This window comes from Olleya sp. Hel_I_94, assembly GCF_007827365.1.
Lineage (GTDB): Bacteria > Bacteroidota > Bacteroidia > Flavobacteriales > Flavobacteriaceae > Olleya.
In genome coordinates this window covers 2,375,505-2,390,824 of sequence record NZ_VISI01000002.1, presented here as the reverse complement: position 1 = coordinate 2,390,824, position 15,320 = coordinate 2,375,505, and the positions used below count along the sequence as shown (strand labels likewise).

At 33.4% G+C, this 15,320-nt stretch carries 14 protein-coding genes; 8 read left to right on the top strand and 6 right to left on the bottom strand.

What is annotated here, in order from left to right:
* Together recJ and JM82_RS13965 are read right to left on the bottom strand one after the other, a co-directional pair.
* Positions 1-1,692: a single-stranded-DNA-specific exonuclease RecJ gene (gene recJ / locus JM82_RS13970; RefSeq protein ID WP_145005292.1), complete on the bottom strand. Its 1,692-nt coding sequence runs from the start codon at positions 1,690-1,692 to the stop codon at positions 1-3.
* Between the two features lie 46 nt (positions 1,693-1,738).
* On the bottom strand, positions 1,739-2,158 hold the full coding sequence (locus JM82_RS13965) for an OsmC family protein (RefSeq protein WP_145005289.1): 420 nt from the start codon (positions 2,156-2,158) through the stop codon (positions 1,739-1,741).
* Between the two features lie 61 nt (positions 2,159-2,219).
* Here JM82_RS13965 and JM82_RS13960 point away from each other — a divergent pair, with 61 nt between their 5' ends.
* Positions 2,220-2,810 (top strand): carboxymuconolactone decarboxylase family protein, encoded by a 591-nt coding sequence (locus JM82_RS13960; RefSeq protein WP_145005284.1) that lies wholly within the window; start codon positions 2,220-2,222, stop codon positions 2,808-2,810.
* A 58-nt stretch (positions 2,811-2,868) separates the two neighbouring features.
* Here JM82_RS13960 and JM82_RS13955 read toward each other — a convergent pair whose 3' ends face one another.
* Both JM82_RS13955 and rsmI read right to left on the bottom strand, forming a co-directional pair.
* Complete coding sequence (locus tag JM82_RS13955; protein WP_145005280.1) at positions 2,869-3,219, bottom strand: HopJ type III effector protein; 351 nt, start codon at positions 3,217-3,219, stop codon at positions 2,869-2,871.
* A gap of 14 nt (positions 3,220-3,233) precedes the next feature.
* Positions 3,234-3,908 carry a 16S rRNA (cytidine(1402)-2'-O)-methyltransferase gene (rsmI, locus tag JM82_RS13950; RefSeq protein ID WP_145005276.1) on the bottom strand — a complete coding sequence of 225 codons (675 nt, stop codon included), beginning with the start codon at positions 3,906-3,908 and terminating at the stop codon, positions 3,234-3,236.
* A 95-nt stretch (positions 3,909-4,003) separates the two neighbouring features.
* Here rsmI and JM82_RS13945 point away from each other — a divergent pair, with 95 nt between their 5' ends.
* Complete coding sequence (locus JM82_RS13945; RefSeq protein ID WP_145005273.1) at positions 4,004-7,393, top strand: gliding motility-associated C-terminal domain-containing protein; 3,390 nt, start codon at positions 4,004-4,006, stop codon at positions 7,391-7,393.
* On the opposite strand, the gene JM82_RS13940 is transcribed toward JM82_RS13945, so the two are convergent.
* Both JM82_RS13940 and JM82_RS13935 read right to left on the bottom strand, forming a co-directional pair.
* Positions 7,382-7,765, bottom strand: a complete 384-nt coding sequence (locus JM82_RS13940; RefSeq protein WP_145005270.1) for a DoxX family protein — start codon at positions 7,763-7,765, stop codon at positions 7,382-7,384. The genes JM82_RS13945 and JM82_RS13940 overlap by 12 nt on opposite strands.
* Positions 7,766-7,791: 26 nt before the next feature.
* Complete coding sequence (locus tag JM82_RS13935) at positions 7,792-8,523, bottom strand: hypothetical protein (RefSeq protein WP_145005267.1); 732 nt, start codon at positions 8,521-8,523, stop codon at positions 7,792-7,794.
* Positions 8,524-8,643: 120 nt separating this feature from the next.
* On the opposite strand from JM82_RS13935, the gene JM82_RS13930 reads away from it, so the two are divergent.
* From JM82_RS13930 to JM82_RS13905, 6 genes are all read left to right on the top strand, one after another.
* Positions 8,644-9,291: a thymidine kinase gene (locus JM82_RS13930; protein WP_145005264.1), complete on the top strand. Its 648-nt coding sequence runs from the start codon at positions 8,644-8,646 to the stop codon at positions 9,289-9,291.
* Positions 9,284-10,390 carry an alanine racemase gene (gene alr / locus JM82_RS13925; RefSeq protein ID WP_145005261.1) on the top strand — a complete coding sequence of 369 codons (1,107 nt, stop codon included), beginning with the start codon at positions 9,284-9,286 and terminating at the stop codon, positions 10,388-10,390. The genes JM82_RS13930 and alr overlap by 8 nt, the downstream gene beginning before the upstream one ends.
* A gap of 95 nt (positions 10,391-10,485) precedes the next feature.
* Positions 10,486-10,887, top strand: a complete 402-nt coding sequence (gene mscL / locus JM82_RS13920) for a large conductance mechanosensitive channel protein MscL (protein ID WP_145005258.1) — start codon at positions 10,486-10,488, stop codon at positions 10,885-10,887.
* 149 nt (positions 10,888-11,036) lie between these two features.
* A complete protein-coding gene (locus JM82_RS13915) occupies positions 11,037-12,026 on the top strand; it encodes an aspartate-semialdehyde dehydrogenase (RefSeq protein ID WP_145005255.1) in 990 nt (329 codons plus the stop codon).
* Between the two features lie 125 nt (positions 12,027-12,151).
* Entirely contained in the window at positions 12,152-13,198 is a 1,047-nt protein-coding gene (locus tag JM82_RS13910) for a hypothetical protein (protein WP_261375434.1), read from the top strand.
* Positions 13,199-13,213: 15 nt separating this feature from the next.
* The gene (locus JM82_RS13905) at positions 13,214-15,301 is read left to right on the top strand and encodes an FG-GAP-like repeat-containing protein (RefSeq protein WP_145005249.1); all 2,088 of its coding nucleotides are present in this window, start codon (positions 13,214-13,216) and stop codon (positions 15,299-15,301) included.
* Positions 15,302-15,320 lie beyond the last annotated feature (19 nt).

Here is a 15,320-nt window from a genome sequence, read left to right as displayed (position 1 = left end):
TTATTCTTTTAAATCTCTTAATTTTAATTGCAAAGACACATTGCCTTGCCAATGGTTTTCATCTACAGAATAGACCGCTTTAAAACGTTTTCTATCTTTTATAAGGTTTAATTTATCGCCTAAATTAAAACCAATACACACAAATTTTTCTCTACCAGATTGCGTCACTGTGCATCTAATATGCTTATCGTCTTCTCCAACACATTTTCCATAACCAGTGTCTTTTAAATCTTCCGACATAAAAATAGGTGTCATGTTTCCTGGTCCAAAAGGTGCAAACTGTTTGATAATACGCCAAAATCTATCATCAATAGCACTTAACTCTAAAGTCGTATCAATTTTAATTTCTGGTGTTAGTAAATTTTTATCTATGGTTTTAGAAACCTCATCTTCAAACGCTTGTTTAAAAGCTTCGTAGTTTTCTTCTTTAAGCGTTAAACCTGCAGCATACATATGACCTCCAAACTGTTCGATATGTTCACTACAAGCCTCTAGAGCATTATAGACATCAAATCCAGAAACTGATCTAGCAGATGCAGCTAATTTGTCTCCACTTTTAGTAAACACCAATGTTGGTCTGTAATACGTTTCAATTAATCTTGAAGCTACAATCCCAATAACACCTTTGTGCCAATCCTCTTGATACACGACAGAGGTTAGTCTTTGTTCTTCTTTGTTTTCTATGATTTGTGCTAACGCTTCAACTGTAATTGTTTTATCAGTTTCTCTTCGGTCAGAATTAAATGCTTCAATTTCTTCAGCATAGGTAACCGCTGTATCAAAATCGATTTCCGTTAATAAGTCTACCGCATATTGCCCATGTTTCATGCGTCCTGCAGCATTAATACGTGGTGCAATAGTAAACACAACATCCGTAATAGTTAACGTGTCTTTTTTGAGCTGATTGATAATCGCTCTAAATCCTGCTCTCGATTTTTGATTGACCACTTTTAAACCATGGTAAGCTAAAACCCTATTTTCCCCAGTAATGGGAACAATATCTGCGCCAATTGCAGTCGCTACTAAATCTAAATACGGAAGTAAATCGTTGATAGTTTGACCATCTTTTTCGGCTAAAGCCTGAATTAATTTAAATCCAACACCACAACCACACAGTTCTTTATAAGGATAATTACAATCTGCTTGTTTTGGGTCTAAAACAGCTACTGCATCTGGTACAGTAGCACCTGGTCTGTGGTGATCACAAATTATAAAATCTATACTTTTTTGTTTCGCGTATGCGACTTTATCTACAGCTTTGACACCACAATCTAGTGCTATAATAAGACTAAAGTCGTTGTCTTCTGCAAAGTCAATACCTTGATAAGAGACACCGTAACCTTCACCATATCGATCAGGAATATAAGTAGCAACTAATGGTGTTTTTGTTTTTAAATACGATGACATTAACGCAACAGAAGTCGTACCATCTACATCATAATCGCCATATACCAATATGTTTTCATTATTAGCAATAGCGTACTGTATTCTAACCACAGCTTTATCCATATCCTTCATTAAATACGGATCATGCAAATGGTCTAAACTAGGTCTAAAAAAAGATTTAGCGTCCTCAAAGTTTTCAATACCACGTTGCACTAAAAGCGATGCAATAGGTACATCAATTTGCAAACTATCCGCTAAAGACTTAACGATTTTAGGATTTGGTTTTGGTTTTAAGGTCCAGCGCATGTAATGGATTTAGAATATAAATTAGACTTTTTCTAAGTAAATAAGCTTACTTATTATGAAAATGCACATTGGTTTTAACCTCAGAAAAACGCCTAAACATCTCCATAACACCACAATATTTTTCAATAGATAATTGTACTGCTCTATTTATTTTTTCTTCGTTTAAATCTTTACCTGTAAAGTGATAGTCTAAAATTACGGTATGATAATATTTAGGATGCTGGTCGGTTAACAATCCTTCAACTTCCATTTTTAAATCATAAGTATCAATTTTCATTTTATCTAAAATAGATACGACATCTAATCCAGAACAACCTGCTAAGGACGATAACATTAGTGCTTTTGGAGATAGGCCTTCACGCGTTTTACCTTCTACATCTGTATCCATTAAAACATGATGACCACTTGGGTTATCAGAATCGAATAACATGTTTCCCTTCCAATTGGTTGTAATTTTATGCGACATAATTGAATATTTTTTCGTTTATTGATATCAATCAAAAATACTACTTAAAAACGAAAAAACGATGCCATTAGTAACACCTTTAACAGCAGATTACGATTTAGAAACTAAAGAATTGGCGACTTTCTTTAACGAGACTCTTGGATTTTGTCCAAATTCGGTATTAACTATGCAACGTAGACCTGCTATTAGTAAAGCCTTTATTAATTTAAACAAAGCGGTTATGGCTAATGAAGGTCGTGTTACCTCTGCCTTAAAACGAATGATTGCATGGGTAAGTAGTAATGCTACAGGTTGCAGATATTGTCAAGCACATGCTATTAGAGCAGCAGAACGTTATGGCGCAGAACAAGAACAATTAGATAATATTTGGGAATACCGCACACATCCCGCTTTTAGCGACGCAGAACGTGCTGCTTTAGATTTTAGCTTAGCTGCTAGTCAAGTACCAAATCAAGTAGACGAAACTATTAAAGCACGCTTACACGAACATTGGGATGAAGGTGAAATTGTAGAAATGCTTGGTGTAATCTCTTTATTTGGATACTTAAACAGATGGAATGATAGTATGGGAACTACTTTAGAAGAAGATGCTATTGATAGCGGAAACCAATATTTAGGAAAACATGGTTTTGAAGTCGGGAAACACGTGTAATTAAAGCTTACACTTAGTTAATAATAAAAAACCTCACTATATCTAGTGAGGTTTTTTATTAGATTTTCTTTTTAGTTAATGGGTTTTGGTCAAATTGCAACCCTTCAAAACCTGTTATCATAAAGTTTCTGACGTTTTGATGACCTGTTCCGTTTGGGTCTTTTAAAACGTCATCAAAATAATACTGTCCAAAACATGCCAAGGTTTCGGTTTTAGATAAAGCTTCTGCTTTTGCAAAAGCAAATACTTTGCATGAACCTGAATTTTCTCCTGCAGCATTTTGCACCAAACCATTTGCAAAAGCTGTTGGTGTAAAATCAAAATACGTATCCACGACTTGCATCGTTTCCGCGAAAGCGATAGTATTTGGTGTGTTTTTTAATTTTAATTTAAATGCTGTTATTGTCATCTTTATCCTATATATTATTTACTTTTTCCACCTACCACTATTACAATTTCACCTTTAGGTGGTTTATTAGTGTAATGGTCTAAAACCTGTTTTGCGGTTCCGCGAATGGTTTCTTCGTATAATTTAGTTAGTTCTCTAGACACTGATACTGGTCTGTCCTCTCCAAAATACTCGCAAAAATGACCTAAGGTTTTATTTAATTTGTGTGGACTTTCGTAAAAAATAATGGTTCTGGTCTCTTCGGCTAATAGCTTTAATCTTGTTTGACGACCTTTTTTTACTGGTAAAAATCCTTCAAAAACAAACTTATCATTAGGGAAGCCACTATTTACTAATGCTGGCACAAACGCAGTTGCTCCTGGAAGACAGTCTACTTCAATACCATGTTCTATACAGGCTCGTGTTAGTAAAAATCCTGGATCTGAAATGGCTGGTGTCCCTGCATCACTAATTAATGCAACAGTGGTTCCTGCTTTTAATTTTTGGACCAAATTATCCACCGTTTTATGCTCGTTATGCATATGATGACTTTGCATTTGCGTACTAATCTGATAGTGTTTTAATAACTTTCCTGAGGTACGTGTGTCCTCGGCTAAAATTAAATCGACTGCTTTTAAAACCTCTACAGCCCTAAATGTCATGTCTTTAAGATTACCAATTGGTGTTGGAACTATGTATAATTTACTCATGTTTTAACTGAATTCTAATTCAAATTTACAATCTTTTTGAGAGAGTTGAAGCAACCTTTTAGTAATTTAGACATCTATCAATAAACCAACCAACTATGAAAAAATCGTTTTGCTTAATTATGTTTTGTTTTTCATTTTTAATAAGCAAAGCGCAAACTACAGATTTATCAATAGTAGTTGCTGCACAAAACTTATCTGGCAGTTCAATTTCGCAAGTTAATATTTATCAAGATTTTCAATATATTATTACCATTTTTAATTCGGGAGGCAATGTTACTAATGCAACTTTTACACAAACATTAAATCCTAACTTAACGGTTTTAAGTACAAATAGTCAAAATCAAACTGGTGGAGCCAGCGTAATTACACCAATCACTTTAAGCGGAAACACAATATCTGGTACAATAGCAAACCTACCCTCAAATAGCAGTGTACAATTAAAGGTTGTTGTTAAGGCCTCTTTAACTCCTGGAGGTGTTGCTACCAACGCCACAGTTTTTTCGCCTGAAGGCACAACGGATAATAATTTATCCAACAACACGTCTGTTATATCTATTGACATAGTCGAACCTCCAATTAACTTTACGGTTGATTACAATCAAATTTCACCTACTTCAGGCACTTCAATAAGTGATTGGAACCAAACTATAACTTATCAATTTACTATTACCAATAACAGTGACATCCCTTTTCCATTACAAAGCTTTATAAGTAGATTTGATAATCCTTTTGGACCTTTAATTGGTATACCTATAATACAACTTAATAGTTTAAATTGCATTAGTACTACTGCTGGTGTGCTGTGTCCTGACACCTCAACATATGGAGGTGTAACAGTTGGGATTACATCGTATCAACCTTTTTTTACCTTTACAACACCTATCGAGTTTACACCTGGAGGATCTATAACTTTTGAAATGGAAGTCCTTTTTTTAGATCCAACATGTGCGATACAGTTTGCCAATTTAGAATTGTCAAGTTTAATCGAACTAACGTTTATCCCTTCTGATATCAATCAATCTTCAGATAGTTCCAACATAATTACTAATCCATTACCACAAGGAAACCTTTGCGACATGACGGATTTATGTATAACTACTATACAAACTAATCCTGATCCTTTAGCAGAAATTAATTGGAACGAAGAAGTAACTTTTGTAACCACTATTTGTAATATGGGTCCTGAAGATGCTTATATGCGCTTTTTTCTTCAAAATTTAACCTTAAATACCGATTGGGACATTATATCCATAAATTGTGATGCTACCACAGGTCCTGTTGCCTGTACAGATTTTACTTTAACTGATCAGGATCAGTTTTGGGAAAGCAGCGAATTTTTCCTACCCACTAACACTACAATTACAGTAATTACTGTTGTAGTATTTATTGAACCTGACGACTGCTCGATACAATTAGACGATAATACTTTGGTACACGTAAGAAGTGGTGTAAATTTATTAGAAAGCACTATTATTGATCCGAATATTGGAAATAATGCGGATAGTGATTTCTTATTATTACCTCCTTTAGAGGAATGTGATCCTGCCGAAACTGTTATGCTTAAAATTACAAAAGAACAGACAAACCCAGTTTTACCAAGTGGTTTAACACCAACAAACACAATAGAATGGGGAGAAGTCACTTATCAAGTAGTGGCAACTAATTATGGCAATGTAGATTCTATAATTTATTTAAGTGACTTTATTACTGAAGCCTCATCAGGAACATTAATTTCTGTAAATTGTATTGGCACCACAGGTACTGCCACTTGTTATGATATTATTAATGCTAACATCGGAGAGTTTCAGGATGGTATTCCTGAAGCAGGAGAAAACGATGTTTTTTGGGAAATTACTCCTGAAGAAAATGTGGTACTTCCTGCGCAAAGCTCAATAACCTATGAAGTGGTTGTAGATTGGCAACCAGAGTGTAGCACAGATCCTATTATTATAAGAAATAATGTTTCAATAGAAAGCGTAGATTATAACAATGAAATTGATTTACTCAACAATACAGACCACGTTATTACATATCTAGCTCCTTGCATTGACATCGTTGTACAGACCTATCCCGAATTTACCTCTGTTGGTGTAAATAGTACATTTAATTGGATAATAGACATCACAAATAGTAACACAAGTTCAAACGCAACAAATATTGCTTTTGAAGATATATTAGGTCCAGAATTTACAATAAACGGAACACCATCTTGTATTGTGACTTCAGGCATAGCATCCTGCATGTCCGCATTTAATATTTCTGGTAATACTATTTCTGGTAATATTACAAATATGGAAGGCGGATCCACTATACAAATAGCAATTCCGGTAACAGCACCAAGTTATGGTGGTGCATTTACAAATACTGCACAAGCCATAGCCAACATTAACGAAAACAACGAGTTAACTCCCGATACCAATCTGTCAATTAGCAATATGCAAGTTATTGCTCCAACGGTTTTAAAAACCTTTACTCCAGACCAAATAATTGTAGGTCAACAAAGTCAATTAGAGTTTACAGTATTTAATGTTTCTGGTAACGCAGCGCAATCAAATATAACCTTTACAGACAATTTACCTCTTGGATTAACTATAGCAGGTCCAATATCTTGGACAGATAGTAATGGATGTACTGCAACATTTACTAGCTCATTAGGCGGAACATTTGTTGGCGTATCTGACTTAATTATTCCAGCAGGTGTGGCAAGTTGTAGTTTTTCGGTTTTGGTCACCTCTACAATGGAAGGTATATACAATAATAGCAGTAGCAATTTTAGCAATCAAAATAATATTGATAGCTCTCAAGCAAATGCAACATTAACTGTTTTAGAGGATACAACTAATGTTGATATTGAAGTATTAAAATCTGTAACTCCAACACAAACTTCTATTGGTCAAGAGGTTACTTTTACCATTAGCGCTAGTAATGTTGGAACTACCGAAGCTACAAATATTTTGATTTTTGAAAAACTTCCAATTGGCTATCAGCTTATAACTGCTAACACCAGCTTTGGAAATTATGATGTAAATTCGTTTTTATGGAGTATAAGTCACTTATTACCAAATCAATCAGAGAGTTTAACAATAACAGCTCAAGTTATATCTTCCAATAATCTTTTAAACACAGCTACTTTAACTGAAGTTTTAGAGATTGATAGAAATGACACAAATAATCAGGATTGGGCAATAATTTCTGTTGATGATTGTTTACAAATCCCTAAAGGGTTTTCTCCTGGAAGTGATATGGTAAACGACACCTTTGTAATTCCATGCATTGAAGACTATCCAAATAATGATTTAAAAATTTACAATAGATATGGTACATTAATATACCAAAGTAACAACTATATTAATGACTGGAACGGAATGCCAAATCAAGGTCCTTTTAATCAAAACAAAGTGTTACCTGTTGGCACTTATTATTATGTGTTAAGTATTTCAACAATAAAAAATCCTTTGGTAGGATATATATATTTAAACTATTAGTTTGTTTTTTTGACGAACCGATAACCCTAAAAAATAAGAGATTAAAACTATTATAACAGCATAAAAAGACATACCAAAAAGACCATGACCTGCATTGTAGTGTGCTACTGTTGCTAATAAAGCATCAAAGAAAAATCCAGCGTAAGCCCATTCTGTTAACCATTTATTTTTTCGCCATAAAATCATAACAACACCAAGTATTTTGGCTATTGCTAAAGGAATTACTAAATAGGTTGGATAATTTAGTGCTTTAAAAAAACCTTCAACCATCTCTATATTAAAAAAGTACATCTGTGCTGAATATAAAAAAATCACACAAACTAAAATTGTAACAATCCAATACAACACAGTCTTTATAGACGTTTGTTTCATTTAAATTAAGTATTAAAGTTTACTAACTACTTAAATCTAGCTTCGATAATTTCCATAAAACGGACTTCGTAATCTTCTTTACCAACCCAATTATTGTAGTCTGGTTTAACTACATTATTAATTAAATTAAACGCTTCGTCTAAAGTTGTAGTCGTATTAAGTTGTGATAATACTCTATTATAATCGTCAGGTTCGCCATCAAATAAATGCTTAATAAATGCTAATTTATCGTTTAATCCAATGTTTAAACCAGATTTAAGTTTATCGTTTAAACTCTTTTTTTCATTTATATCAGATTTTGACACAGGATCAAAAACAGGAATCTCATCAAAGCCTGCGGTTATCTCTTCAAAATCATTTTTAGTATAATTTTGCTTTGGTATAACTGCTTCAATTAGGTCATCCACTTGGTGAGTTTCTTGTGGCATTTGAGCAACCATATCCTTTATTTTCTCCATGACTGGCTCCATAATATCATCCTGATCTGCATCATCCAAATTGATATAGGTTTTATCATCTACCTCTATGTTATCACTTACTTTGTTATTAAAAGCAGAATCTAACATATCAAAAAATGAAGAGTCATTACCAATAGTCGGTAAACTATCTTCAAAGTTTTCGTTAGCAAATTTTAAAACGGTTAACTTTTCATACAAAACAGCAACTTCTGCATGCATCCTATTAACGTCTTCTTTACCAACTAGTTTTAGAATCCTGTGTGCAATACTCATTAATTCTGATTCTAATTTCTTCTTCATGGTTTTATTTTTTTTTATAATTTTTGAATTAATTGCAAGTTAGCCTTTTGATTTTTAATAAATTTGACCCACCTTTATACAAAACGTAAATGCTTTACGTTTTAGTGCTAAATTTACAAAATGTTTCTTGAAAATACAGTAAATCAAAAAGAACAATTTGGATGGATTGAAGTCATCTGTGGATCAATGTTTTCTGGAAAGACTGAAGAGTTAATCCGAAGACTTAAACGCGCTCAATTTGCTAAACAAAAAGTAGAAATCTTTAAACCAGCTATTGATGTTCGTTACGATGATGAAATGGTAGTATCGCACGATGCTAACGAGATTAGATCCACTCCTGTACCTGCTGCAGCTAATATTCCAATTCTTGCGGATGGCTGTGATGTGGTTGGTATTGACGAAGCTCAGTTTTTTGATGACGAAATCGTCCGTGTTTGTAACGACCTAGCTAATAAAGGCATACGTGTAATTGTTGCAGGTTTAGATATGGACTTTAAAGGTAATCCTTTTGGACCAATGCCTTATTTAATGGCAACAGCAGAATATGTTACAAAAGTACACGCTGTTTGTACCAGAACCGGAAACCTAGCACAATATAGTTTCAGGAAATCTGCAAATGACAACCTTGTTTTGTTAGGTGAAACTGAAGAGTATGAGCCACTAAGCAGAGCTGCATATTATAAAGCAACACTTAGAGAAAAAGTGAAACACATAAAGGTAGAAGATGCCCAAGAGATTGACACAAAATCTAAAATCTCTAATGAATAAAGCTCAAGAAACAGTTTTAGAAATAGACCTTAAAGCACTAAAACATAATTTTAAGTTTTTAAAATCAAAACTCTCCGGAAACACCAAATTTTTAGCGGTTGTAAAAGCCTTTGCCTACGGAAGTGACGCTGTAGAAGTTGCAAAATATCTGCAACAATTAGACGTAGATTATTTTGCTGTAGCCTATACCTATGAAGGTGTAGCACTGCGTGATGCAGGAATTACAACACCAATACTAGTATTACATCCACAACCTGTAAGTTTTGACGACATTATAACACGTTGCCTAGAACCAAGTCTATACTCACAAAGAGTTTTAGACCTTTTTATTGCTTCCGCAGAAACACATAAGCAACACAACTATCCTGTACATTTAAAATTTAACACTGGATTAAATAGATTAGGTTTTGGTTTGGAAGATATTTTTAAAATAGTTGAAACAGTATCTAAAACCGAAGCGGTACACATCACCAGTTTATTTTCTCATCTCGCAGAAAGTGAAGTCTTGGATGATAAAGCATTTACTGTATCTCAAATAGAACATTTTAAAACAATATACAAACAAGTCTATGCCAAATTAGACTACAAGCCATTTTTACACCTTTGTAACACCTCTGGTATTATAAACTACCCAGAAGCACACTTTGATATGGTAAGAAGTGGTATTGGATTAAACGGTTTTGGAAACGATCCAAATGTAAACAAACACCTAAAACCAATAACAGCTTTAAAAACAAACATCTCGCAAATTCATCATATAAAAAAAGGAGAAAGCTTAGGTTATAACAGAGCTTTTATAGCACAAACAGATACAAAAACTGCAACGTTACCAATAGGTCATGCAGATGGTATTAAAAGACAATATGGTAACAAAAATGGATTTGTAACCATTAATAATCAAAAAGCATATATACTAGGTAATGTTTGTATGGACATGATTATGGTAGACATCACTTCCATAGATTGTAATGAAGGTGACGAAGTTATTGTATTTGATAACAAGTACACTGCTGAGGCTTTAGCAGAAAATGTACAATCCATTTCCTACGAATTAATTACTGCCATCTCTCAACGTGTAAAACGTGTATTTCGTCGATAAATGTCATTTACATATATTTGATAAGTACCAGTTATGTTAAAATTTTAACTAAATTCGAATATCATTAATATTAACTAACATTAAAAATTAAAATTATGCTTAAAGAATTTAAGAATTTTATCATGACAGGAAACGTAATTGAATTTGCGGTTGCTGTAATTATGGCTGGAGCATTAGGCCAAGTAATTAATGGCTTTGTAAATAACGTTGCTATGCCATTTGTAGGACATTTTGCAGGAGGAATTGATTTTGCTGCTAAAAAACTTGTACTTGATGAGGCAGTAGTAGACGCAGCTGGTGTTGTTACAAAACCAGAAAATGCAATAATGTATGGTAGCTGGATTAATACAATAATTAACTTGATAATTGTTGGATTTATCATGTTCTTAATTGTTAAAGCATACAATAAAACTAAAAAACCAGTTGAACCAGCTGCACCAGCAGGACCATCTGATAACGAATTATTAATGGAAATTAGAGATGCTTTAAAAAAGTAATCTAATTTTTAGTATTATCATAAAAAACCGATTTTAGTTTTAAAATCGGTTTTTTTATGCTCAAATTTTTACGAAAAAATTAATACTAATTATATTACTTTTTTAGTTAAATACCCTAATTTTAGCCTTTAATTTAATTTGTATTTAAAATGAGAGTAGCTGTAGTTGGAGCAACCGGAATGGTTGGAGAAGTTATGCGTAAAGTATTAGAAGAAAGACAATTTCCTATATCAGAATTTATACCTGTAGCTTCAGAAAGATCCGTAGGTAAATCACTTTCATTTAACGGTAAAGATTATAAAATTGTAAGCTTACAAGACGCTGTAAATGCCAAACCAGATATTGCTTTATTTTCGGCTGGTGGAAGCACATCATTAGAATGGGCACCAAAATTTGCAGAAGTAGGTACAACTGTGATTGATAATTCTTCGGCTTGGAGAATGGATCAGGACAAAAAACTAGTGGTTCCGGAGATTAATGCAAATCAACTTACTAAAGAAGACAAAATAATAGCCAATCCTAATTGCTCGACCATACAAATGGTTATGTGCTTGGCTCCTCTTCATAAAAAATATAAAATTAAAAGAATAGTCGTTTCAACTTACCAATCCATTTCTGGTACAGGAGTAAAAGCTGTGCAACAATTAGAAAATGAATTAAATGGCGTTACAGGAGAAATGGCGTATCACTATCCTATCTTTAAAAATGCAATTCCGCATTGTGACGTATTTGAAGACAATGGATACACCAAAGAAGAATTAAAGTTGGTTAACGAAACCCAGAAAATATTAAACGATAATACTATTGCTGTAACAGCTACTGCAGTTAGAATACCAACAGCTGGTGGACATAGTGAGTCTGTTAATATTGCATTTGAAAATGATTTTGATTTAGCTGAAGTTAAAACGCTTTTAGGCCAAACCGAAGGTGTAGTCGTACAAGATAATTTAGACACTAACACCTATCCAATGCCTTTATATGCCAATGGTAAGGATGATGTCTTTGTAGGTCGTATTAGACGCGACTTATCTCAGGCAAACTCTATTAATATGTGGATTGTTAGTGACAACCTGCGTAAGGGAGCAGCTACAAACACTGTTCAGATTGCAGAATATTTAGTAAAACACAACTTAGTTTAGATATAACAATCTAAATTTCATTAAGTTAATACCATTTTTAGGTCAATTAATTTATATATTAGTGACCATATATTTTTTATATGGTCAAAAACTACACGAGCTTATTAGTTATTGCTTTTTTTACTTTGTTGCAATTTTCTTGTAGCTCAGAAGAAACGTATATCCCAATCCAAGAAAGTACAGAGACCTCTCCTGTTATTTTTAATCCAGAAGCAACACCTTTTAATACATTATCAGAATACCATTTTTTTAAAGACAACCTTAAAGACTTAACTCCTGTTGTAGGCGTCCTGCCATATCAACCTATTAATTCCTTATTTACAGATTACGCGCACAAAAAAAGATTTATTTGGATGCCTAAAGACCAAAAGGCAACTTATGTTAATGATTATTCAATTTTAAATTTTCCTGATGGCACTGTTTTTATAAAAAACTTTTATTACCAAAATACATTACCTAGTAATTTATCAAGGATTATTGAAACACGATTAATGTATAAATCTTCCGAAGGTTGGAAATTTGCAAATTATATCTGGAATGATGATCAAACAGAAGCATACTTTGATTTAGCTGGAAGTTATACAGATGTTACTTTTATTGAAAACGGAGTAACAAAAACTACCACTTACAGAATTCCGTCTGCTGCAGAATGCTTTACTTGCCACAAGTCTGAAGTTAACTCCATTCCAATTGGTCCAAAACCACAAAATCTAAATAAAGATTTAGCATACGCTGATGGTGTAAAAAATCAATTACAAAAATGGATAGAAATTGGTTATTTAGAAGACAACTTACCTAACACTATCAATACAGTTTCTAACTGGCAAGATGTTACTTCTACACTTAGTGACAGGATTAGAGGTTACTTAGATATTAATTGTGCACACTGCCACAGTCAAGATAGACATTGTGACTACAGACCTGTTAGGTTTGCATTTGGAGATTATCAAGGAGATACTAGTTTAGGTGTTTGTGTAGATCCAGATACACCAATAGCACCTTACTCTAAAATTGTAGAACCAGATAACATAGCACGCTCATTAATTCACTTTAGATTAAATAATACACAAGAAGAATATAGAATGCCTTTATTGGGTAGAACACTAATACACCAAGAAGGTGTTATTCTTTTAGAGCAATGGATTACTTCACTAACACAAACCTGCCAATAAACTAACCGTCTAACCATGAAAAAACCACTACTTACTATTTTAATTTGCTTAGTTACATTTATAATTAAAGCACAAACAAACAGCAACAGCTGCTTGGATACAAATACAGACACAGCTATAGTTGGTCCTGGGACATTTACCCTTAACGGAATTATTGATGGTACAGAAATACCTTCTCCTATTTGTGCAGCAAACGGAACTGGGGCAACAAATGGAGAATGGTACAGGTATATACCAACTAACGACTACTCTGTAACCATCAGTACAGACTTAACTCAAAATTCTGGTAAAGACACACGTGTACATATCTATTCAGGAGCTTGTGGTAGCCTAACCTGTGTTGCTGGAGATGATGATTCTGGAACTAATTTCTTATCTGTTGCGACATTTAATGTAATAGTTGGTACATCATATTACATTGCTTTTGATGATAAATGGAGTGACTCAGGGTTTGATTGGGAATTAACGGAAGGTGCAGTGGTTATTCCACCTCCTCCTGCTCCTGTTACATTTAGTCAACAATCACTTTCTACAAACGGTTCAAATCGTGCTGTTGTTGATATGAATGGGGATTTTCTAGATGATGTTGTTGCTGTTACAGCTACAAATATTAATATTAATTATCAATTAGCGACAGGTGGTTTTAATACTGTCAATATTGCAACCACTTCTGCTGATTTCACACCAAACTGGAGTCTTGCTGCTGCAGATTATGACGCCAATGGTTATACGGATTTATTATATGGAGCTGGACAAGGTGTAACCTTTATGAAAGCAAACGATACTGGAACTGGATTTACAGAAATTTCAGGCTCAGAATATGTTTTTTCCCAAAGATCAAATTTTGCAGACCTTAATATGGATGGTCATTTAGATGCATTTGTTTGCCATGATGTAGAGCCTACTGTGTATTATATTAACGATGGTAATGGTAATTTGCAATACTATCAATCAACCGTAGGAACTGCTCCTTTTAATTTAGGAGATTACGCATCTGGTGGACATTATGGATCAATTTTTGTTGATTATGATAACGATGGAGATAGTGATATGTTTATCGCCAAATGTGGTGGTGAAGAAGCTAGAAGAAAAAACCAAATGTATAGAAACGACTCTTATTACGATGCTTCAAATACATTAGTAGTCAATTATACAGAGGTAGCCTCTCAAATTGGATTATCAGATCCAATGCAAACATGGTCTTCATCATGGGGAGATTTTGATAACGATGGTGATATGGATGTGTTTGTTGGAGCTAGTTCTGGAACTCATAAATTAATGAGAAATGATTTAGACACAACAACTGGAATAGTAACCTTTACAGATGTTACAACTGGATCAGGAGTATTAGATATGACTGCTACAGGTATTGAAAACGTAACTTACGATTTTGATAATGATGGTATTTTAGACTTAGCTTCAAATGGAAATATATTAATTGGTAATGGTGACATGACTTTTAATCTTTATACAGGTCTATTACCTACAGCAGGATCTTTTGGAGACTTAAACACAGATGGATTTATTGATGCTTTTAGTAGTGATGGTTCAATTTACATGAATGACACCACGATTAATAATTGGATAACATTAAATACCGTTGGAAACGTTAGTAATATAAATGGAATTGGAGCTAGAATAACAATAGAAACAACCTTAGGTAGTCAAATTAGAGATGTTAGAAGTGGTGATGGATTTAGATACATGAACACCTTAAATACTCATTTTGGGTTAGGTACAGCAACCACTATTACAAGCTTAACCGTAGAATGGCCTTCTGGAATAGTAGATGTTATTTTAAATCCTACAGTTAATCAAACTTTAAATATAATTGAAGGTCAAAATCAATTAAGTATTGATGAGTTTTTATTGTCTGACCTAATACTTTACCCTAACCCAACAACCCACAGTTTAAATTTAAATATTGAAAATCAACATTTAAATAACGCAGCATATGTTGTATTTGACATGAATGGTAGACAAGTATTAAAAGGTAAATTAAAAACTAATACAATTGATGTTTCAAATATCCAGTCAGGTAACTACATTTTAAAAATAAATAGTAACGGAAGTATAAAAGCTCAAAAATTTATAAAACACTAAAAAAATCTTAAAAAGCGCA

What these genes read in the sequence shown, in the direction of transcription:
- recJ (WP_145005292.1), bottom strand. Translation starts at nt 1,692, where the DNA reads ATGCGCTGGACCTTAAAACCAAAACCAAATCCTAAAATCGTTAAGTCT.
- JM82_RS13965 (WP_145005289.1), bottom strand. Translation starts at nt 2,158, where the DNA reads ATGTCGCATAAAATTACAACCAATTGGAAGGGAAACATGTTATTCGAT.
- JM82_RS13960 (WP_145005284.1), top strand. Translation starts at nt 2,220, where the DNA reads ATGCCATTAGTAACACCTTTAACAGCAGATTACGATTTAGAAACTAAA.
- JM82_RS13955 (WP_145005280.1), bottom strand. Translation starts at nt 3,219, where the DNA reads ATGACAATAACAGCATTTAAATTAAAATTAAAAAACACACCAAATACT.
- rsmI (WP_145005276.1), bottom strand. Translation starts at nt 3,908, where the DNA reads ATGAGTAAATTATACATAGTTCCAACACCAATTGGTAATCTTAAAGAC.
- JM82_RS13945 (WP_145005273.1), top strand. Translation starts at nt 4,004, where the DNA reads ATGAAAAAATCGTTTTGCTTAATTATGTTTTGTTTTTCATTTTTAATA.
- JM82_RS13940 (WP_145005270.1), bottom strand. Translation starts at nt 7,765, where the DNA reads ATGAAACAAACGTCTATAAAGACTGTGTTGTATTGGATTGTTACAATT.
- JM82_RS13935 (WP_145005267.1), bottom strand. Translation starts at nt 8,523, where the DNA reads ATGAAGAAGAAATTAGAATCAGAATTAATGAGTATTGCACACAGGATT.
- JM82_RS13930 (WP_145005264.1), top strand. Translation starts at nt 8,644, where the DNA reads ATGTTTCTTGAAAATACAGTAAATCAAAAAGAACAATTTGGATGGATT.
- alr (WP_145005261.1), top strand. Translation starts at nt 9,284, where the DNA reads ATGAATAAAGCTCAAGAAACAGTTTTAGAAATAGACCTTAAAGCACTA.
- mscL (WP_145005258.1), top strand. Translation starts at nt 10,486, where the DNA reads ATGCTTAAAGAATTTAAGAATTTTATCATGACAGGAAACGTAATTGAA.
- JM82_RS13915 (WP_145005255.1), top strand. Translation starts at nt 11,037, where the DNA reads ATGAGAGTAGCTGTAGTTGGAGCAACCGGAATGGTTGGAGAAGTTATG.
- JM82_RS13905 (WP_145005249.1), top strand. Translation starts at nt 13,214, where the DNA reads ATGAAAAAACCACTACTTACTATTTTAATTTGCTTAGTTACATTTATA.